The following is a 20442-nucleotide window of genomic DNA, read 5'->3' on the forward strand; positions in this document are numbered from 1 at the left end:
TGGCACCTCCTTAAAGAATGTTTATTTGGAACAACAATCCTAGAAAAACACTATTCTAAGTATATCTTATTATGATATTCGTCGTAACAAAAACGATTCCCTTTTAAAATTCTAATTTTTTTCTCTTTTTTCTTGTTTATTTGACCAATTGCTAATAAGTATTCTCCTAATCACTGCAATGTTCTGGAATAACCTTACTCCAAAAGCAAATACAGCCGCCAGGTATAAGTCTACACCAAGATGTACACCTAGAAAAGCTAAACTTGCTGCTAGTAAAATATTAAAAAAGAATCCAGATACAAAGACCTTGTCATCATAAATATTCTGGAGGTGGGCACGTATCCCGCCAAATAATGTATCCAATGCTGCCAGGACGGCGATTGATAAATAATTCGAGTACTCATCTGGAATTCTAATATCTGTAAGAAGCCCCAATACGACCCCTACCAGCAACCCTAAAAGGGGAAGCCACATATTACCCGTTCCCTCCTCTTTCCTTAACCGGCTCCATTAAACGGACCCGTATGGTATCTTTGTGTGGTGGAACCGTCACTTTTTCTAAAGGCTTTGAAATAGAGACTCGAAGATTATCGATAAAAAAGTCCTCCACAGATTGTGATACCTGCATCCGATTATACAACTCTTTTGCAGAGGCTAAATCTTTGGTTAAAACTCTCACTTCAAATGGTATTGTCTTAATTGAATAACCATCAACCTTGGTTTCTCCATTAATATCACGAATGACCGAGGTATTGATCAAGCGATGGCCATCTATGGAAATGTCCACTGCATCATAACGATTCAGCTCATTCACAAGTCTTTCCAACAGTTCAGGTGATACATTTTGAACTTTTTCCCCGAGTAGGACTTCTTCCATGGCAGGCTCAATCGTTAAGATAACTCCAGCTCCTGTTTTCTCAGTCAAACCCGCTTCTGTTTTCAATTCCTCTAATGTTTGTTTCAACGCTCGTTCTGGACTCGACTGCTGTTCTGTCTTATACTGTTCCAACTTCGTTTCTACAGCACGCATTTCTGCATAAAGATTGGAGTTGACTTCTTTTTCTTTTAATAGTGCATCTCGTAGTTCCCATATATCTCGTGTATCCCGGACAACAGGTTCTTTGACTGTTTGGAACTGTATAGCAATCATAAACCCAATAATAATCGTAATGATGGTGAAGCTTATCTTTAATTTGTTGTCCATTCATTGCACCTTACTTTCACATCTAGCCCTTACTTGTTAACTGGGCGAATCGTCAATGCGTCATCAATTGCTTAGGATTCGCTGATGCTTGGTTCTAAAATAACGGTATTCTTTTTTTCCAGTTTAAAAATAATATTATCATTTACAAGCTGGTCTTTAACCCCGCCCGTGATGTTCATGGCTGAAGATAACACTTCCGGGTCACCAATAGCGGTAATTTCAAACGGCGCAGGATATTCGATTCCATCAATTTGAATAACAGGACCATTACATAGTATGTATGAATCATGCTTTAGCCTTTGTCCATTTATCGCTACGGCAGAAGCCCCGGCAATGTATAATTCATTGATCACCTTAAAGACATGGTGCTCATGAACGATATAATTATTGGCGTTTTCTTCATTCGGATCGTAATCAGCATCTGATAACGTTACGTTTACCCCAGGACCTTGTACTTTCGTCTTCCCCAGGTACATGCGATACTTCTCTGCATCTTCTGCCAGGTTAAAATAAATTTGTTTCTCTTTAGAAAATTCCTTCTCCATATTGACGACCTTCTCCTGTTTCTCAAAGAGTTCCTCTTGCAGATTATTATTCTTCTGCTGATACTCAAGGATCTGATCTCTCAATGCTTCTTCCTGTTTCCACTGACCATTCGTTCGGTTCCCAAGTTCTGCTTGTTCTGTGTTAGCAAGACTAAATGAAAAAGCAAGGATGAAACCTAACACCAGACATACAAGAGAGAGGATTACATGCTTACCTCTCACCCTCATCCTCATCATCGCTTTGTTCACCTTCCGTTTCATATGCTCTGAAATAAGAACCTACCTCTAAATCAATGACTCCTTTTACTGAAGGATCCAGTTGACTGACAATGGAGGGGTAATGGACCATCTTCTCTGAAAAGGTCCTGATGGTAGCACTCACTTCGAATCCATCATTCATAAATAGAGTCAAGTGATATTGGTCTGTTTTCTTTGGAACCAGGTTGATTTCCGATATGAGATGCTGAACCTCTTTCGGAAGCTCACCTAATTCTTCCACCATTTTCACAAGGACCTTATCTTCCTCGAAACCTCTAAGTAAAGGAGCGTCCACAGGTATTGATTCCGTGCCTTTATTCAGAACGTTCCCATTTTCTAATATGACAAAGAATTTATTATCTTTCGAAAGATATGCCTTTTTATCATATTCTTGGATGTTAACTTCATAGGAATTCGGAAAGGACATCTTAACCGTCGCATTCTTCACTTCAGGAAGCTTCTTTAATTGTTCCACAGTTTTTTCTTTGTTTACGCTCCACAAATTCATACCGCTGTCAATTCCACTATTCAGAAGGACCGTTTCATTTGAAACAAGCTCATTCCCGTGTACCACCACTTCTTTCACATGACTTAAAGGTGACTGAAAGTAAACCACCGATAGAATCATGAGCAAGAACAAAGAAAGTAAAAAAAGCAGTCTGCGATTCGCTTTCTTTTTTCGGTGTTGTTTTAATTTAGGAATACGATCTTCAAGGGAAACAACATTTTCTTTTTTCATTTCGTTCTCCTCAATTTCACTTTGTATTCATTAAGTCATGAATAAGATATTCTCACCACGTCTTATAATGAAAGTACTCTTTACATTGGGATACCTTTCATTCTATCTGAAGGCAGCAAATGTTAAAAGAGGAACAGAACGTTATTTTCTGCCATATGACATAATGTTGAACAAGAAACCCTTATGATAGAGTTGCAGGATGGATAATCGGGAGTTTGCACTCTAAGATACATTGTCCATACCACTTTTCGTATATGTATTTCCATTCACCATTTCAAAAAGAGGCCATCCTTACTATTACACTCTTACACTCTATTTTAAACAACAATTTCTACATAATGAAAGTATGTCATTGAATTGTAAAAGATTTGGCTAACAAAAGTAATAAACTCTCCTTTATTTTGAAAAGGTCTGATCATAATGCATTACGTATATGTAATTAATTGTAACATCTCCCCATTAAATATCCTATCGTTATTTCAATAAAAAACAGGGAATTCAAGCGTTTTTTTCATTAATTGAAAAAGAGACTGACCTTAAAAGACAGGTGAGGACATGAATGATGAATTCCTGACTATCAGGCTTTTATCATTCACTTCTTCCCGGCTTTTAAAGTCAATCTCTTTTTTTAATCGTTACTGTCTCGTATAGCGGCTTATATTCAGCAGCACCCCGACAGCCATTAGCATGAGGGTCAAAGAAGATCCCCCGTAACTTAGAAACGGGAGGGTGATTCCCGTAACAGGCATAAGACCTGTTACAACCCCTACATTGATCATTACCTGGATAGCAATCATTGACACGATTCCTAACGCTAGAAAAGTTCCGAATAAATCAGGAGCCCCCAAAGCGATTCTAATTCCCCTCCATAAAATCAATGAAAACAGAAGCAATACGAGCGTCCCCCCAATAAAACCGAGCTCTTCTGCTAAGATAGCAAAAATAAAATCGTTTTGAGGTTCTGGAAGATAGAAGAACTTCTGCCTGCTTTGTCCCAGTCCTAATCCAAACAAGCCTCCCGGTCCAATTGCATATAAGGACTGAATGATTTGAAATCCGCTGTTTAACGGATCCTGCCATGGGTCTAAAAAGGACGTTATCCGTGCAATGCGATAAGGTGCAGATATAACAAGACCAATAAAGCCGACTAATCCAATCATCCCCAGACCGACAAAATGCATGACCCTCGCCCCTGCAATAAAGATCATCACTACTGAAGTGCCAACCATGACAGTACCCGTACCCAGATCCGGTTGTAACATGATCATTCCAAAAGCAGCGAACACTAAGAGAAGCGCCGGCAGGACTCCTTTTCTAAAGGAAGTAATATACTTTTGGTTTTCGGATAAATACTTTGAGAGAAACGCAATCATGGCAAGTTTCATAAATTCTGAAGGCTGAATGGAAAACGCCCCTACTCCAATCCAGCTCCTGGAACCGTTCCTTAGAACCCCTATACCCGGGATTAACACCAGTACAAGAAGGACAAAGCAAATGATGATGATGATTTTCGCCCAATTTCTCCATGTCCAGTACTCTACATTCATGATGAAGAACATAGCGACTAACCCTACACCCGCAAAGAGCACTTGCCTTTTTGCAAAGAAAAAGGAATCATCGAATTTGTAATCAGCCCAGACAGCGCTCGCGCTGTACACCATTATCAATCCAATCGCAAGTAAAGTGAGTGTAACCATAATGAGTATAAAATCGGGAGTCGATTTTTTTAAAGGCAATCTTCAACACCTCGAATAGACAAATTTAGAGCCGTTCGAGCAAGGAAAACTACTTATCTTGGATTGGTATACTGGTTGTTAAAGTATGGATGCTCTTTATGGACAAGCCCTTATTAAAGCTTATGCACCGCTTCAATAAAAATGTCACCACGTTGTTCAAAAGTTCGATATTGATCCCAACTTGCACATGCTGGGGAAAGTAACACAACATCTCCCTCTTCGGCATATCCAAAAGCAACAGGAACTGCCTTTTCAACATTATCGACAGGAATAATGGATTGTATCCCTGCCTTTTCTCCTGTTTTAACGAACTTCTCAGACGTTTCCCCGAAGGTGATCAACGTTTTTACATTCTTCAAATATGGAATCAGGTCATCGAATTCATTTCCACGGTCTAAGCCGCCAGCCAGGAGGATGGTTGGCCCTTCAAAAGCATGCAGAGCACTTTTCGTCGCCAGGCTATTCGTTGCTTTCGAATCATTGTAAAACTTTACACCCTTCACTTCACGAACAAATTGCGTCCGATGCTTGACCCCTGTAAAAGTCCCCAGTACTTTCTCAATACTTTCATTTGGCACTCCGTAGATTTTACATGCAGCAACCGCACAAAGTATATTCTCCAGATTATGCGCACCAGGTAAAACGATAGAAGCTATTTCAACGACCCGCTCACCTTTGAAGAAGATAGCTCCATTTTTTATATAGGCCCCTTCCGCTACTTCTTTCCTTGTGGAAAATGGAATTAATTGTGCTTTTGTAAAGGCAACTGATTCTAACACATGGTCTTGATCTGCATTAATGATCAAATAATCATGTTCTGTTTGATTTTTCGTTATATTGGATTTCGCCTTCCAATATTCACCCAAGTCACCGTGGTAATCCAAATGTGCATCATATAAATTCGTAATGATGGCAATATGAGGAGCGAACTCTTCAATCCCCATCAGTTGGAATGACGAAAGCTCAACCACCATTTTTTCATTTTCTTTCGCTTTCTGAGCTACTTCAGAAGCGACCGTTCCGATATTGCCTGCAATAAGAGGCTTTTGATCGGCCTCTTTTAGCATTTCAAACAGAAGTGTCGTTGTCGTGGTTTTACCATTTGTTCCTGTAATCCCAATCATTTCTGCTTCAGAAATTAAGAAAGCAAGTTCAACTTCTGTCAGAACGGGTATGTTCTTTTCGATTGCTTTCTTAATTAATGGGTTGTGATATGGTATTCCCGGGTTTTTAATTACATACTGAAAGCCTTCATCAAGAAGTTCGATGGGATGGCTTCCGCAAATCACTTTAATACCTTCCTGAAGTAGACCCTGAGCTTCCGGGTTATCAACTAAAGGCTTCTGATCGTTTACCGTTACAAATGCTTCTAGCTTATGTAGAAGAGAGGCAGCACTTACCCCACTTTTTGCTAAACCTAATACAAGAACTTTTTTATGTTTGAACTTCGTTATCTTCTTCAATTATAACCACACCTCAATATAGATTCCTAATACGGCAAAAAGCAGCCCAACGGTCCAAAACGTTACAACAACCCGCCACTCTGACCAACCGACTAATTCATAATGATGATGCAACGGGCTCATCTTGAATATTCGTTTACCTGTTGTCTTAAATGATGCGACCTGTAAGATGACGGAGAGCGTCTCAATGACAAAAACTCCCCCGATAAGAATTAAGATGATTTCCAATTTGGTTAAAATGGCAATCGTGGCTATTGCTCCACCTAACGCCAGTGATCCAGTATCTCCCATAAATACTTTAGCAGGGTGGGCATTGAATACTAAGAAGCCGAGAACAGCCCCGACTACCGCCACTCCGAAAATCGCGACGTCATATTGGGATTGATTCCAGGCTAATACAGCTAGTGCACCAAAGGCAATGGCGCTCGTTCCTGATACTAATCCATCTAAACCATCCGTTAAATTGACAGCATTTGAAAATCCTACAAGCCAAAAGATAATGAATAAACAATAAAACCAACCTAATTCGAATGAAAAATCCGTTAACGGAATCGAAACTGTAGTCGGAAAGTCATTTTGCTTAAAGATGAGATAAAAAATGACAGAAATGACAATCTGACCTAATAGCTTTTGCTTAGATGTCAGTCCCAGGTTTCTCTTCATCACAACTTTAATAAAGTCATCAAGGAACCCTAATAAACCAAACCCGACGGTCACAAGAATCATTAAATAAGTTTCAGGACCAGGCTCTGAATATTTCCCTGTCATTACAAATGTAGTAATCACGATGGAGACCAGGAACACAATTCCCCCCATTGTAGGTGTACCAGTTTTCTTCATGTGAGATTGGGGGCCTTCATCACGGATACTTTGCCCAAATTTCAATCTTCTCAGGAAAGGAATAAAGATGGGGGCAAGCAATACGGTAATGAGAAATGCCATAATGATTGTAAAAAAGATCACTTGTTCCATCATCATTATTCCCCTCCTTTTCCGTTGTTGGATTCGTTCGATAATATGTCCATTGTTTGATTTTGTTCAGATTCGTTATTAGAAATAAACTTCGTCATAATTTCCCACTTTTCTTGATTGTAATTTTGTTTGTAGTTTTCTAGTAAGTCAATATAAGCCTTGTAAACATCTTCAACCATAAATAATGGAAAGTGGTTCGGAACAAATGAAGGTACTTCTTTATTCTTAGGCCAAAGTGAAGCAATTGCTCCTTTTTCGATACTTTCAAAAAGATCTATTTCATCACCAAAAGGGACGTATAGTCCCTTCTCCATTCCCATCCTAGTTGAATTTGAAACTACTAGAAACGCAAAGCCTGGTAAATGTATCCCTGAAGTTTCAGGAAATAATTTCTTGACTTCCTCATAAAAGAGCATACTTACAACCCCTTTATGATTTGTCTGGCCACTTCGCGGTCATCAAAATCGTATACGTTGTTTCCAATGATTTGATAGGTTTCATGACCTTTTCCCGCAATCAGGACAACATCATCAGTTTTGGCAAGACTTAAAGCCTCTTTAATTGCTTCTTTCCGATCCACAATTAATCGATACTGTTTGCCGACCACACCAGATTCCATATCTTCGAGGATACCATTTGGATCCTCAGTTCTTGGATTATCAGAGGTGAAGATGGCAAAGTCCCCATATTCACAGGCAATCTCAGCCATTATCGGCCGCTTAATCTTATCCCGGTCCCCTCCACACCCGACCACCACAATAACCTTTCCCTTGGTAATCGATTGGATGGTTTCTAATACATTTTTCAAACCATCCGGAGTGTGTGCGTAATCTACAATTACCGAAAATGGCTGACCTTCAGAGATCGTTTCGAAACGGCCCCTGACACCGTGTGCGCTCTCCAGGCTTCTTACGCTGTCCTCTAGGGGTATACCAGCTGCACTAGCCGTTGCAATCGCAGCCAAAGCGTTATATACATTAAATTGTCCAGCGAATTTTAATACCATCTCTTTTTCTCCAAATGGTGAAACGAGTGTAAAAGTGGACTCTGTAGCTTTTAAGACAATATCTCTTGCATGGAAGTCAGCAGAAGGAGACAGACCATATGTAAACACATGTGCGGCTGTGACTCTAATAAAATATTCAGCTGCTTCATCGTCCTTATTAATAATGGCATACTTCGGAGATTTCTTAAAATAAGTATTCCCTAATTGAGAAAACAATAAGCCTTTTGCATTTCGATAATCATCCATGGATTTGTGATAATCCAGATGATCCTGAGTCAGGTTTGTAAATACGGCAATATCAAAGTCGCAGCCGTGAACCCGCCCCTGATCTAAAGCATGTGAAGAAACTTCCATAATCGCAGAACGTACTCCTTTATCACAGAACCGTTTAAACGTTTGTTGGAGTGTTAAGCTGTCAGGAGTCGTATTATGACTTACATGTAACTCATCCCCCACTTTAATGTGCAATGTCCCAATTAAACCGGTCATCATTCCACAGTGGCTAAAAACCTGGTCAATCAGATGGGTGGTCGTGGTTTTCCCATTTGTCCCTGTCACCCCGACCAGTAAAAGCTGATGGGAGGGCTGCTTATAGAAGTAGTCTGCAAGAATTGCCATTGCTTTCTTCGTATCAGGTACGATGATAACCGGAACGTTTGCCTCTATGCTCCTCTCAGCGAGAATTGCAGCTGCACCGTTCTTCTCTGCCTTTGGGGCGAGTGAATGACTATCAATCTCCAACCCGTTAATGCAGATAAATAAATCACCATTTCTCACTTTCTTATGATGGTTAGCGATGTTTGAAATAGCTGGATTCCCTTCACCCTCTACTGAGAAAAACGGCAGTACTTCCAGCAAAGTGTGCAATCTCATCTTTTCAACTCCTCACAGGTAGAAAGCAACCTTTTTATATTTTACAAAAAAATGCGTATGAAAGCTATCAACCTTTTAACTTAGTTCGTTATAATTATCGAAAACTTGCAGCCCCGGGCATCATTTAAGGGGATACAGGACCTCCCCTTATGGTTATAAACCCCCGGCATAAATAAGAAGTATATCATGAAATGGGCCATCATGTTGACATTCTCGGCACTTATTCCGATAGATACACCCTTACTTTTGAACCTTGCTTGATCTTCACCCCCGGATCAGGAGACTGGCTAACCACTTTATCCCCAGTTCCGCTTATATCCAAGTCCAAATTAATAAGCTGCTCCTGTAACTCTTTTTTTGTTAATCCGACTAAGTCAGGGGTTTCAATCATCGGAGTATCGGTCCACGTCATTTTCTTTTCAATTTGATCTTTTCTTTTCGGAACTCCCATTGCTTCTAAACTATCCCCTATAATACTCCCTGCAATAGGGGCCGCTACTACCCCACCGAATTGAACCGTACCTTTCGGATTATCGACAGCTACGTAAACGACTATTTCCGGATCATCCGCGGGTGCTACTCCCATAAAGGAAACGATATGATTATTCTCTAAGTATTTACCATCCTTTGCTTTTTGAGCGGTTCCCGTTTTCCCACCTACCCGATAACCATCTACAAAAGCTTTCCCACCTGTACCTTGTGCAACTACACTTTCCAATGCTTCACGAATTTGTTTTGATGTTTCTTCCGAGATGACCCTTTTCTTTATTTGAGGTGTTTTTCTCATCACCACTTCTCCACTTGAAGGGTCAATAAGCTCTTTTGCAATATACGGTTGATACAGGATTCCACCATTGACGGCTGCTGACACAGCGGCTACCTGTTGAATCGGCGTAACGGCTACCCCCTGACCGAAGGCGGTAGTAGCTTGTTCTACAGGGCCGACCCGATCAAGGTTAAAGAGAATTCCTTTTCCTTCTCCTTGAAGGTCTATGCCTGTCTTTTCTCCAAAACCAAAGTCATGAATATAGCTAAATAGTTTTTCTTTCCCCAGCCTCTCACCTAACTCTACAAATCCGGGGTTACATGAATTTTGGACCACTTCCAAAAATGTTTGGGTTCCATGTCCTCCACGCTTCCAACAATGGAGGGTAGAGCCCGCTACTTCAATATGACCAGGATCATGGAACTTTTCTTTATAAAGATCTACCTTATTTTCCTCTAACGCTGCCGCAAGAGTAATAATTTTAAATGTAGAACCTGGCTCATAGGTGCTCCAAATCGGTAAATTCCGGTTATATATTTCTTGAGGTACGTTTCGGAAATTTGCCGGGTCAAAGGTAGGACGGCTTGACATAGCCAATATTTCGCCATTTTTAGGGTTCATGGCAATGGCGATAATCCCATCAGGGTTGTAAGTGGCTTGTGCAATATCCAATTCACGTTCCACGATGGTTTGAACCTTCGTATCAATCGTCAGCTTTAAATCCAACCCATTCTCAGGCTTCTCAAAGTCATCTGCCATGTCAGGCATTCTTTTTCCTTTGGCGTCTGAGAAAAATTTCACATATCCTTTATCTCCACTAAGCTCCTCATCATATGAAAGTTCCAGCCCCATCAGCCCCTGATTATCAATTCCAGCGAAGCCAAGTACATGAGATAAATAACTGCCATATGGATAATAACGCTTAGAGTCTTCTCCTAAGTAAACCCCTTTTAAATTAAGGTCTCTAACCTCTTTCGCTTTTTCATATGAGATCTTTCTAGCTTCTTTAATCAGCACCATATTTGCCCTCTGTGTAACATATTTATATGCAGATTCCACTGAAATATTAAGAACAGCCGCCAGTTTATCCGCTGTACCCTGAGGATCAGTGATTTGTCTTGGAACGACGAATATCGTCGGTGCACTCTGATTTCCGGCAAGTTCTTCCCCATTACGGTCAACTATTTTTCCTCTTTCAGGTTGAAATGGGATATTTCGACTCCAAGAGTCCTTTGCTAAGCTTGTAAGCCAGTCCCCTTTAAAAAACTGAACATACCCCAGCCTTATATCAATAATGGAGAAAATCAGGACTCCTACTACAAGTGCTACCGCTAACCTCTTCCTAACAGTTACATTGGATACTCTTTTCACTAATGGAACCTCCCCTTCTATGGCTCGTTCCATTATATGCTTGGACTTATTGTGGTATGTTTGGAAATCCACGAAAGGAAAAGGAAAGCATATTCATTCACATCAATTTGACCGATTATTCCAATAAAAAAAGGGCGACTTCGATGTGAATGGCACTCATACACAAATCGGTTCAAAAGGAATAGATCCAGTTGCCGTTGAATGAGTCACATACATAAGTCAGCCCTTTTCATTTAATTTAGAGGTGGTTCTTCCGTATTCTCATTTTCACCTTGCTGTACTTGTTCTTCCGGGGTACTAAAGTTAACCACGAGAGGCTCTTCTTTTTCCACAGGTACTCCCGGTTGAATATTTTGACTGACGGCATAACCGTTCCCAACCATATTGATCTTCAGTCCAGCAAGATTTGCCACTTTAAAGACATCCCTTACAGACCATCCCTTCATATCAGGAATCGTGATGTCTCCATCGGTTTTGATCACAACTTTTTCCCCTTCAAGTATCGCACTTCCAGCTTGGGGCAGCTGCTTCTGAACCTCTGATCCGTTTCCAACAACAACGGGTGAAGCCCCTGCTTTTTTCAACTCTTCTTTAGCTTCTTCCACACTCATTTCTTTCGTATCAGGTAGAGACTGTTTTTTCAAACTCACTTTTTCCTGAGGTTTTATATTCAAGTATTTCAAGCTATTTTGCATGACAGGATTGAACACAGCCGCTACGGGATCCGAACCGATTTCAGTAGGTTCTAATTCGGGTTGTTGAATCCCTACATAGACAATTAGCTGAGGGTCATCAGCAGGTGCCATACCCATGAATGAAAATAGATAATTTTCTTTTCCGTACATATACCTTCCCGTTTCACGATCTGGTATTTGAGCCGTACCTGATTTTCCTGCAACGCTATAGCCTTCGATGGCAAAGCGGGTACCTGTGCCATTCTCAGATGTTACTGTTGATTCTAAGTATTCACGTACTTTTTCAGCAGACTCCTTTGTAATTGGGTTTCCAGCAACTTTTGGTTTTGTTTCTTCAACCACTTTCTTCGTATTCGGATCTACTATCTTCGAGATAACATAGGGCTGCATCATTTTCCCATCGTTCGCAATGGCCGATTCCGCTTGAATCATCTGCAGCGGGGTAACGGTTGTACCTTGTCCAAAGATCGTAGTGTATTTTTCAATCGGGTAATGATAAAGGATAGATCCAGAAGCCTCATGTGGTAACCCCACACCTGTTGGTTCTCCAAATCCAAAACTATTTAAATACCCTTCGAACTTCTTGAAACCGATTTTGTCCAGTAAATTCGCAAATGCCACATTGGAAGATCTTTGAACGCCTTCTAAATAAGAAATCGTCCCCCAACCTTCCCCTCCATTATGATCCCGGATAGGATTAGGAACATTATCAACATAATATTTACCAGATTCATAGGCTTCGTTCGGATTAAACTTCCCCTCATTTACAGCAGCAGCCAATGAAAATGCCTTCATAGTTGAACCCGGCTCAATCGTTTCCTCCACAATGAAGTTTGTCCAATTATCCAGTAGACCTTCTCTCGTGTCGGGATGAAAGGAAGGTCTTTGAGACATCGCAAGTATCTCTCCCGTTTTTGGATCAGATACGATCGCAAACATTTTCTTCGGTTTATATTTCTTTTGCACTTCATTCAGGGCTTCTTCTAAGAATGTTTGAACTTTCTTGTCAATCGTTAAGTAAATATCATTTCCATCCTGTGGTGATGTTACATGCTCATCTGCATTTGGTAATAAATACCCCCATACATCACTCTTATATTCCACTGAACCGTCCTTGCCACTTAACACATCATCAAAGCTTGCTTCCACACCCATTTTCCCTACGGTTTTGGAATCACCGTTATCCGAAGTGGACTTTTGCGCAAAACCAATAAGATGAGGCGCGAAGGAACCATTGGGATAAAATCGTTTCGCTTCTTTTCTGAATGTGATCCCAGGTATGTTTTCTTCTTTAATCTCCAGCATCATTTGATGAGTCAGGTCCCTACCAGCAGATCCAAATTCCACCTGATACGGCCCATCTTGATCGAGACGGTCATAAATTTCGCTCTCTTTCATATCAAGATATGGAGCCAGAGCCTTTGCTGTTTTCTCCGGATCTGTCACATGCTTAGGCTTTTTCGGATCACTCGTGATGCTGGGGTCTAAAATGGCCACGAGTGTATAGGCTGAAGTATCCTCGGCGATGACTTCACCTTTCCAGTCAAAAATCGTTCCCCTGTGAGCTTCTAAAATGTGACTTTTTATATATTTTTTTGCCGCTTGTGATGCCAGGACCTTACCTTCAGCTTCCCCGGTAACCTGAATCGTGACAAAGCGAACCATTAATACAAAAAAGAGCAAGCCGAAAATCCCGAAAAGGATGGCTGCCCCTATGTTCATGCTTGGTCTTTTTTTCATTATTGTTCAACAACCTTAACGTTCTTTTCTTTCAAATTAAGTCCAAGCTCTTTCGCTTTTTCAAGAATACGCTCATACGTACTAAGCTCACTTACTTGAAGCTTAAGATCATTATTTGCCTTTTCCTGCTTTTCAATGGCTGATTCAACATGCTGGACTTCTTTATTCACATCATAGATGGCAGCCTGTGTTGTCACAATCTGAACGGCTAAGAAGCAAAATACTGCTGCGAAAATCGCGACAAGGATCTTTTCCCCGGGTGTGATGACGGATCTTCTCTCTTCACTCAAGCGCTTTGGTTTGGCTTGAACGGATTGATTCTCAACTTTTTGCTGCTCGTAATTTCTGGCTAAGTTACTCAAAATTCTCCCTCCTGTTTCCTTCTATTTATATATTTTTTTCTGCGATTCTTAATTTAGCTGACCTAGCGCGATTATTTTCTTCTAATTCGTCATCACTAGGCAGGATCGGTTTTCTCGTTACAAGCTTAAGCTCTGCTTCATAACCTTCAGGAATAATCGGTAATCCCGGAGGCAGATCAGGTCCTGATGCCTTCTCCTTGAACATCGTTTTGCAAATGCGGTCTTCTAGGGAATGGAATGTAATCACGCTCACCCTTCCTCCCTTATGAAGAAGCTCTATCGCTTGTTCAAGTGAATCTTCAAAGGCCCCCAATTCATCATTCACGGCAATTCGTATGGCTTGGAAGACTCTCTTAGCAGGGTGACCACCTTTTCGTCTTGCAGGTGCAGGGATACCATCCTTAATGAGCTCGACAAGTTCACCCGTTGTTTCAATCGCCTTAATATCTCTTGCCGCTTCTATCTTTCTCGCTATTTGCTTTGAGAATTTCTCTTCTCCATATCGATAAAAAATCCGAACCAAATCTTCAAACGACCAATGATTAACCACATCATAAGCAGTTACTTCACCTTGCAAGTCCATTCTCATGTCGAGTGGAGCATCATGGTGATAACTGAACCCTCTTTCTGGAGTATCCAGTTGAGGCGATGATACACCCAGGTCGTATAGAATCCCATCCACACTATGTACTCCAAGTTGTTCAAGTTCTTCCTTTAGGTTTCGGAAGTTTGATTGAACGAATGTAACTCTATCCTGGTAGGATGAAAGCTTTTCTTTTGCGTGGTTGATGGCTGTTTCATCCTGATCGAAGCAATATAGATGCCCTTCCGGTGATAACTGGCTCACAAGATACTCGCTATGCCCTGCTCCACCCAGAGTACAATCTACATAAACTCCATTTTCTTTAATACTCAGACCATCCACCGTTTCTTTTAATAATACAGTTGTATGTTTAAACATGTTGACTTCACCTTTCCAATCGAACGTTTTGTGGGGGGTCAAATATCAAACCCTACCATATTCTCTGCAAGCTCAGCAAATGAATCTTCAGACTGTGTGAAATAGTCTTCCCATAATGATTTACTCCAAATCTCAATTCGATTGGAAACTCCTAAAATAATGCATTCTTTATCCAATTGTGCATAATTCACAAGTGTAGCAGGAATATTCACCCTACCTGTTTTGTCTAATTCACTCTCAGTCGCTCCCGAGAAGAAGAATCGAGTGAAGGCACGGGCGTCTTTCTTTGTCAGTGGTAGGGCTTTGAGCTTGTCTTCAAGAGCTCGCCACTCATCCATGGGATAACCAAATAAACATTGATCCAACCCTCGGGTAATGACAAATGAATCTCCGAGGTGATCACGGAACTTGGCAGGTACGATTAAACGGCCTTTATTATCAATGTTATGTTGATATTCGCCCATGAACATATGCACTGCCCCCACTTTCTAACACAAATGTACCACATCCCCCCACTTTTCTCCACTCTTTTATAAATTCTTTCCTTGCAAAATATTTCCTCTATTTTTCATTAGTCTTTTTCTCTCTTTTCCAGACAAGTTTTCACCGTTGAAATTTGTCTTTATTCAACGTAAAAAGGACCTAATTCGCAATATAAAACGAATTAGGTCCTTTAGTTTTTGTGCTTGTCGACTGGTAATTTGCATATTGTTTCCAATCAGATATATACCACTTTATGAGTTCCGTCAAAGGTGAAATCTTGAAGTGTCAGGTCTCTTACGAAGTTGGGTCCGTATTTGTTTAAGAAATAGAGAACATTCCACGTTCTTTCCTGCGGTCCTTCATTTGGCCTGATGCTGTTTTCCACCTTCATAAACTGATTAAAGGTTAATGAGTGCTTATCTTTCAGGGCTTTATCCACTTTGTTGCGTAAATAATCGAACTGACTCAAGTGGAATTCAAGGTTCTTTTCAATTATCGGATGTAATCCTTGATCAATACTAAGCGCCTGTTCGCGAATTCTCTCATACTTACGCTGGAGTTCTTCCTGGATTTCTTGCATTTCCAACTTTAAAGCGGGACGCTCGAGGGATTTCCAAAAAGCATCACGAGCAGTAGAAACACCTTCCGTAATCACTCCATGGAGCGTCAATTGAAGGTCATGAATTCTCTTATCTATTTCACGTTCCACGATGGTAATATTTAATCTCGGGACGACCGGCGGCATTTTTAAATCTACAAGTTCAAAGGCTTTTTTCAATTCGCCCCAATAGGCAATTTCACCAGGTCCGGCAACAAATGCGAGAGTTGGAAATAACCATTCCTGCATCATAGGTCTCGTGACCACGTTATTACTGAATGATTCTGGACTTTCTTCCAGAATGGATAGCAGCTCCACACTCGAATAAGTTTTACCACTATTCTTTTCAAAGAACGTATTCCCTTCTCTTTCTAACAAAGCCCTTTCGTTCTTAAGTTGAATAAAGAGATTGGCAGCTGCAGGGGAAATGTCTAATTGAGTACTATATCCATTTTTGCGGATTTCTTCTTGTTGCTCAAACACCGCATCCGATATGGATTGACTGCTTTCAATCAAATGGTGAAAATGTCTTGATTCAAGCTTCCTTAGTAAAGGATAGGCAGAATCAATCACCAATAAGCCGAAATCTTTGAATAAGCTCATCACAAAGTGGGCAAAGAATCGAACAATATCCTCTTCTTCATCAATCATTTCAGTAAGTTCCGATGCCAGTTGTTTTGTATGCTGTGTTTCTCCCAGTATCATTAGTATATCATCAAGCCATTTCTTCATCACTGGTTTCGTATACGTAATATGAGAGGTCATTTTTTTCTCTAATACTCTCTCCGGATATCCTACCTTTTCAACCTTTGATCCGTTTTCTACGTATATATGATTGACTTCTTGATAATCATGATCTTCTCCTGCAATCCAAAAAACAGGAACCACAGGATGCTTTAACTCGGCTTCCTGCTGTCTGGCTAATTGAATGACAGAAATGATTTTATGTATCGTGTAGAGTGGGCCAGTCAGCAGACCTGCCTGTTGTCCGGCGATGACGGTTACGGCATTGTTTCTCAATTTCCCCAACGATTCTTCAACCTTTTCAGATGATGGCAATGACTTCATGTAAGAAGAAATACATTCTGCAAGATCTTCTCTCTGAAATTGTCTCGAATCTAAATCTTTCATGCGATCTGAATAGACTGAAGAACTGTTTACGTTATAGTGGAAAAAAGAAGTGACGGGCTCTTCTTGTTTTAAGTATTGAGAGGCAAACTGATTTATTGCTGGAATGTTTAAGCTTTCCAATTCCATTTGAATTACTCCTTTTCTAGCTCTTTATATCCTAACGATGAGTATATCATTCCACATTAAGAAAAGGAAAAAACTTGCCTGTTCTTTTTTCTAATATAATTCTAGGATACGGAGGACCAGTCCTGTAATCATTAACGTTATATAAGCCGTAAAGAATAACAGGAAGTTCATCCGCCAGAAACCTCTCAATACCTTAGGGTAATGGATTTCCCCCTTTGCCTTCCAATACATGATGGCAAATAGAACGCCAATGGAGCAAATTACAAGGAAAATAAGCCATAGGTAAGAAGTTTGCCAAATGGCAATGACAATAAAGTGAACAGAGAGGATTAGTAGAAAAGTCGTAATATCAATCGCCAAATGAACAGCTTTCCGATGGTTCTTCATGATTTCTTTCGCTAGAATGAAACTGATGAAATATCCCAAAAATGGGATCATTACAAATATGGCAATGATGGTCGAAAAAATCGAAGCCATTTTATCCCCCCAGACCTTCTCTTTCAATTCCTTTAACTAATCTGTAAACGACATTCATGATGGGTACAAAATGGTGTTCTTTATGTGCTTTTTCAAGTAGAACGCCTAAGATAGACTCTATTTCTGTTTTCCTACCGGATTCAATGTCTTTTAACATGGAAGATCTGTTTTGGTATGTATTGGTGCAAATTTTTTCAACCGCTTCAAAGGAAATAATCCCTTCCATTTGTGGAAAGAGGCGAAGCAGTTCCTGGAATAAATCCATTTGTAATTGATGCAAGTGTGGGTTTTCAACCAGCTTCCCGTTCGTTAACCGGGTTAAAGCCGTTAGAGGGTTAATTAGTACATTTACAAATAGCTTGGTTAGGAGCATTTCCTCGAAGTCTTGTTTTAATAAAAATGGAAAGGAAGGAATGCTCTGTGATACTAATTCTTCCATAACTCCCCATTCTCCTTTAATTAAAGCGAGATTTGTCTTTCCGTCTCCTAAATGATGGAGAGTGTGGTCGTTTTCTTTCAAAGAGCCATGCTCTACCGAACCAGCAAGTAAATTTTGGTGGGGCAATGATTTCACCCAATCCAGGTGCCCAATACCATTTTGAAGGAATAGTAGTGGTTGACGCTTATCCATAAGCTCTAACACATTTTCCAAGGACTTTAAATCATATTCCTTTACTGCCACAATCACTAGGTCAAATTCCAAGGGAACTTCTGTAAGAAGATCCGAATGGACTTGTGTTGTGAATGAAGAGGTTTCCCTATGTACATTTATGCCATTCATTAACAGGGACTGAACCTGCCCTTCTCTCCTTACAAGGAGAGTGACATCAAACTTCTGGCCCAAATACCCTGCAAATAAAAGGCCGACTGCTCCTCCTCCAATGATTCCTATTTTCATAAAGACTCCTTATCGTACATGTTTTTAAGAATAGTTTACCAAATTTTCCGTAACTAGAAAACCATAGGCTAAAAGAATCAGTCAACGTTCGAAAGAAAGGGCCCGTCCCAAAGGAACGAGCCCTATCCAACAATCTAAACAGGATATACGGGATGTTTTCTCTCACTAAATTGAACTTCTTTGGTTTCATAGAGCTTATAACGTTGAATTAATACGGAACGCAACTCATTCGGTGCTGTAATTTCATCTACTATTAATTCCGATGCCAATTTATAAATATCGATATGCTCTTTATATTCCTTCTGCTTTTCCTGTACATACTGTATTCTCTCTTTTGGATCTTCGATAGCTTGTATCTTATTTGAATAAACAGCATTTACGGCTGCTTCCGGTCCCATTACTGCAATTTGTGCAGTAGGGAGGGCAATACAAACATCAGGATCAAAAGCTGGACCTGCCATTGCGTATAGACCGGCGCCGTATGCTTTTCTTACAATGACGGATATCTTCGTAACCGTTGCAGAGCTCATGGCAGCAATCAACTTTGCTCCATGGCGAATAATCCCGGCTCTCTCCACTTTTGTCCCGATCATAAACCCAGGTACATCTGCAAGGAATAATAAAGGAATATGGAAGGCATCACATAACTGGATGAATTTTGCCCCTTTGTCTGCAGAATCGTGGAAAAGTACTCCTCCCTTTACCTTTGGCTGATTGGCAATGATCCCCACCACTTTACCATCCATGCGGCCGAAGCCTGTGATCAATTCAGGTGCAAAGAGTTTTTTCATTTCAAAGAAGCTGCCTTCATCGATCAATGTATCGATGCAATCGTACATGTTAAAAGGCGCATTTTGATGTTCCGGGATAATGTCTTCTAACAGCTTCTCATGCTTAGGGGCAAGACCATCCTTGACGGCAGGCTTCTGTTGATAATTCGCTGGGAAATAACTTAAATATCTCTTCGCTTCTTCAATCGCTTCCTCTTCAGAAGCTGCAAGAAGATCTCCACACCCACTGACAGTGCAGTGCATTCTTGCACCACCCATTTCTTCAAGCGTTACCTTCTCACCGATCACTTTCTCTGCCATACGAGGAGAACCAAGATACATAGAGGCATTCCCATCCACCATGATCACTATGTCACAAAAAGCAGGGATATATGCCCCACCAGCTGCCGACGGACCAAAAAGAACACATATTTGCGGAACCATCCCTGACATTTTCACTTGATTGTGAAAAATCTTACCTGCCCCACGTCGATTAGGGAACATTTCTAACTGATCGGTAATACGGGCTCCGGCCGAATCCACTAAATAGAAGATAGGCACTTTCAAATTAAGGGCGGTTTCTTGTATTCGGATGATTTTCTCAACGGTTCTCGCTCCCCAGGATCCAGCTTTAACAGTGGAATCATTGGCCATTACACAAACGGTCTGTCCACCTACTTTACCGATTGCTGTTACAACGCCGTCAGCAGGTAAATCTTCTGCCTTATTGTTTGCAAACATACCATCTTCTTGATAATCCCCATTATCAAATAGTTGTTGAAGTCGATCTCGAACAAACATCTTTTTCTGTTCTTTCAATTTCTCATGATATTTCGGCTGACCACCCGAAGCAATCCTTTCTCTCTTTTCCTCGAGAGTGTTGATGATCGTTTTAGATGTCGACATAGTATCCCCTCCGTCGTTTTATGTAAATGCGTAAACAAGTCAGAGATGTTCATGCCATCTCTGACTTAACGTTTTCATACTCCCATTAACTTTCAATAACGAGTAATACATCTCCTTCATTAACGAAATCCCCTACACTAACCTTAATTTCCGAAACTTTCCCTCCCGCTTCGGCTTCAACGGGAATTTCCATTTTCATTGATTCAAGCATTAATACAGTATCTCCTACAGACACTTCTCCACCTTGTTCTACCAGTACATTTAAAACCGTTCCTGCCATTGATGATGTAATTTCCTTCATGATTGATTCCTCCAGTTTGTTCTCTTTTAGTTAAATTTTATCAGGGACTAACATCCCCCAT

General features: G+C 40.6%; 19 protein-coding genes. All 19 read right to left on the minus strand.

Translation table 11 applies throughout. From position 1 onward, the window contains the following. Positions 1-111 precede the first annotated feature (111 nt). Positions 112-474: a small basic family protein gene (locus tag ACFQWC_RS08110; RefSeq protein ID WP_044337473.1), complete on the minus strand. Its 363-nt coding sequence runs from the start codon at positions 472-474 to the stop codon at positions 112-114. A gap of 1 nt (position 475) precedes the next feature. After that, positions 476-1204, minus strand: a complete 729-nt coding sequence (locus tag ACFQWC_RS08115; RefSeq protein ID WP_299740684.1) for a DUF881 domain-containing protein — start codon at positions 1202-1204, stop codon at positions 476-478. A 71-nt stretch (positions 1205-1275) separates the two neighbouring features. Further along, on the minus strand, positions 1276-1977 hold the full coding sequence (locus ACFQWC_RS08120) for a DUF881 domain-containing protein (RefSeq protein WP_341357986.1): 702 nt from the start codon (positions 1975-1977) through the stop codon (positions 1276-1278). Then, positions 1961-2746 (minus strand): cell division protein FtsQ/DivIB, encoded by a 786-nt coding sequence (locus tag ACFQWC_RS08125; protein ID WP_377106837.1) that lies wholly within the window; start codon positions 2744-2746, stop codon positions 1961-1963. Before ACFQWC_RS08125 ends, ACFQWC_RS08120 begins: the two co-directional genes overlap by 17 nt. 635 nt (positions 2747-3381) lie before the next feature. Further along, positions 3382-4482, minus strand: a complete 1101-nt coding sequence (gene spoVE, locus ACFQWC_RS08130; RefSeq protein ID WP_299740680.1) for a stage V sporulation protein E — start codon at positions 4480-4482, stop codon at positions 3382-3384. 113 nt (positions 4483-4595) lie between these two features. Beyond that, positions 4596-5945, minus strand: a complete 1350-nt coding sequence (gene murD, locus ACFQWC_RS08135) for a UDP-N-acetylmuramoyl-L-alanine--D-glutamate ligase (protein WP_299740678.1) — start codon at positions 5943-5945, stop codon at positions 4596-4598. Continuing rightward, positions 5946-6920: a phospho-N-acetylmuramoyl-pentapeptide-transferase gene (gene mraY / locus ACFQWC_RS08140; RefSeq protein ID WP_299741287.1), complete on the minus strand. Its 975-nt coding sequence runs from the start codon at positions 6918-6920 to the stop codon at positions 5946-5948. 2 nt (positions 6921-6922) lie between these two features. Beyond that, positions 6923-7333 (minus strand): hypothetical protein, encoded by a 411-nt coding sequence (locus ACFQWC_RS08145; protein WP_377106839.1) that lies wholly within the window; start codon positions 7331-7333, stop codon positions 6923-6925. 2 nt (positions 7334-7335) lie between these two features. Further along, positions 7336-8796 (minus strand): UDP-N-acetylmuramoyl-L-alanyl-D-glutamate--2,6-diaminopimelate ligase, encoded by a 1461-nt coding sequence (locus ACFQWC_RS08150; RefSeq protein WP_299740674.1) that lies wholly within the window; start codon positions 8794-8796, stop codon positions 7336-7338. Positions 8797-9016: 220 nt separating this feature from the next. Beyond that, positions 9017-10933 (minus strand): stage V sporulation protein D, encoded by a 1917-nt coding sequence (locus tag ACFQWC_RS08155; protein WP_299740672.1) that lies wholly within the window; start codon positions 10931-10933, stop codon positions 9017-9019. A gap of 233 nt (positions 10934-11166) precedes the next feature. Continuing rightward, entirely contained in the window at positions 11167-13368 is a 2202-nt protein-coding gene (locus ACFQWC_RS08160; protein WP_299740670.1) for a penicillin-binding protein, read from the minus strand. Then, positions 13368-13730 carry a cell division protein FtsL gene (ftsL, locus tag ACFQWC_RS08165; RefSeq protein WP_377106842.1) on the minus strand — a complete coding sequence of 121 codons (363 nt, stop codon included), beginning with the start codon at positions 13728-13730 and terminating at the stop codon, positions 13368-13370. The genes ACFQWC_RS08160 and ftsL overlap by 1 nt, the downstream gene beginning before the upstream one ends. 25 nt (positions 13731-13755) lie before the next feature. After that, positions 13756-14691 carry a 16S rRNA (cytosine(1402)-N(4))-methyltransferase RsmH gene (rsmH, locus tag ACFQWC_RS08170; protein WP_299740666.1) on the minus strand — a complete coding sequence of 312 codons (936 nt, stop codon included), beginning with the start codon at positions 14689-14691 and terminating at the stop codon, positions 13756-13758. A gap of 38 nt (positions 14692-14729) precedes the next feature. Further along, complete coding sequence (gene mraZ / locus ACFQWC_RS08175; protein WP_148968656.1) at positions 14730-15161, minus strand: division/cell wall cluster transcriptional repressor MraZ; 432 nt, start codon at positions 15159-15161, stop codon at positions 14730-14732. A gap of 248 nt (positions 15162-15409) precedes the next feature. Then, on the minus strand, positions 15410-17029 hold the full coding sequence (gene bshC / locus ACFQWC_RS08180; protein ID WP_341357852.1) for a bacillithiol biosynthesis cysteine-adding enzyme BshC: 1620 nt from the start codon (positions 17027-17029) through the stop codon (positions 15410-15412). A gap of 90 nt (positions 17030-17119) precedes the next feature. Next, positions 17120-17506 carry a DUF3397 domain-containing protein gene (locus ACFQWC_RS08185; protein ID WP_377106846.1) on the minus strand — a complete coding sequence of 129 codons (387 nt, stop codon included), beginning with the start codon at positions 17504-17506 and terminating at the stop codon, positions 17120-17122. Position 17507: 1 nt separating this feature from the next. Beyond that, positions 17508-18404, minus strand: a complete 897-nt coding sequence (locus ACFQWC_RS08190; protein WP_299740658.1) for a 2-dehydropantoate 2-reductase — start codon at positions 18402-18404, stop codon at positions 17508-17510. Positions 18405-18538: 134 nt separating this feature from the next. Continuing rightward, positions 18539-20080 (minus strand): acyl-CoA carboxylase subunit beta, encoded by a 1542-nt coding sequence (locus tag ACFQWC_RS08195; protein WP_299740656.1) that lies wholly within the window; start codon positions 20078-20080, stop codon positions 18539-18541. 85 nt (positions 20081-20165) lie between these two features. Next, entirely contained in the window at positions 20166-20381 is a 216-nt protein-coding gene (locus ACFQWC_RS08200) for a biotin/lipoyl-binding carrier protein (RefSeq protein ID WP_299740654.1), read from the minus strand. Positions 20382-20442: the final 61 nt, after the last annotated feature.

Origin of the sequence: Rossellomorea sp. GCM10028870 (assembly GCF_042666755.1) — a bacterium.
Taxonomy (GTDB): Bacteria; Bacillota; Bacilli; order Bacillales; family Bacillaceae_B; genus Rossellomorea.

Excerpts from the sequence above, each read along its gene's own strand:
- ACFQWC_RS08190 (WP_299740658.1), bottom strand. The coding sequence starts at position 18,404 with ATGAAAATAGGAATCATTGGAGGAGGAGCAGTCGGCCTTTTATTTGCA.
- ACFQWC_RS08125 (WP_377106837.1), bottom strand. The coding sequence starts at position 2,746 with ATGAAAAAAGAAAATGTTGTTTCCCTTGAAGATCGTATTCCTAAATTA.
- mraY (WP_299741287.1), bottom strand. The coding sequence starts at position 6,920 with ATGATGGAACAAGTGATCTTTTTTACAATCATTATGGCATTTCTCATT.
- ACFQWC_RS08150 (WP_299740674.1), bottom strand. The coding sequence starts at position 8,796 with ATGAGATTGCACACTTTGCTGGAAGTACTGCCGTTTTTCTCAGTAGAG.
- ACFQWC_RS08200 (WP_299740654.1), bottom strand. The coding sequence starts at position 20,381 with ATGAAGGAAATTACATCATCAATGGCAGGAACGGTTTTAAATGTACTG.
- ACFQWC_RS08185 (WP_377106846.1), bottom strand. The coding sequence starts at position 17,506 with ATGGCTTCGATTTTTTCGACCATCATTGCCATATTTGTAATGATCCCA.
- mraZ (WP_148968656.1), bottom strand. The coding sequence starts at position 15,161 with ATGTTCATGGGCGAATATCAACATAACATTGATAATAAAGGCCGTTTA.
- bshC (WP_341357852.1), bottom strand. The coding sequence starts at position 17,029 with ATGGAATTGGAAAGCTTAAACATTCCAGCAATAAATCAGTTTGCCTCT.
- ACFQWC_RS08160 (WP_299740670.1), bottom strand. The coding sequence starts at position 13,368 with ATGAAAAAAAGACCAAGCATGAACATAGGGGCAGCCATCCTTTTCGGG.
- ACFQWC_RS08110 (WP_044337473.1), bottom strand. The coding sequence starts at position 474 with ATGTGGCTTCCCCTTTTAGGGTTGCTGGTAGGGGTCGTATTGGGGCTT.
- ACFQWC_RS08195 (WP_299740656.1), bottom strand. The coding sequence starts at position 20,080 with ATGTCGACATCTAAAACGATCATCAACACTCTCGAGGAAAAGAGAGAA.
- rsmH (WP_299740666.1), bottom strand. The coding sequence starts at position 14,691 with ATGTTTAAACATACAACTGTATTATTAAAAGAAACGGTGGATGGTCTG.
- ACFQWC_RS08120 (WP_341357986.1), bottom strand. The coding sequence starts at position 1,977 with ATGAGGGTGAGAGGTAAGCATGTAATCCTCTCTCTTGTATGTCTGGTG.
- ACFQWC_RS08115 (WP_299740684.1), bottom strand. The coding sequence starts at position 1,204 with ATGGACAACAAATTAAAGATAAGCTTCACCATCATTACGATTATTATT.
- ACFQWC_RS08145 (WP_377106839.1), bottom strand. The coding sequence starts at position 7,333 with ATGCTCTTTTATGAGGAAGTCAAGAAATTATTTCCTGAAACTTCAGGG.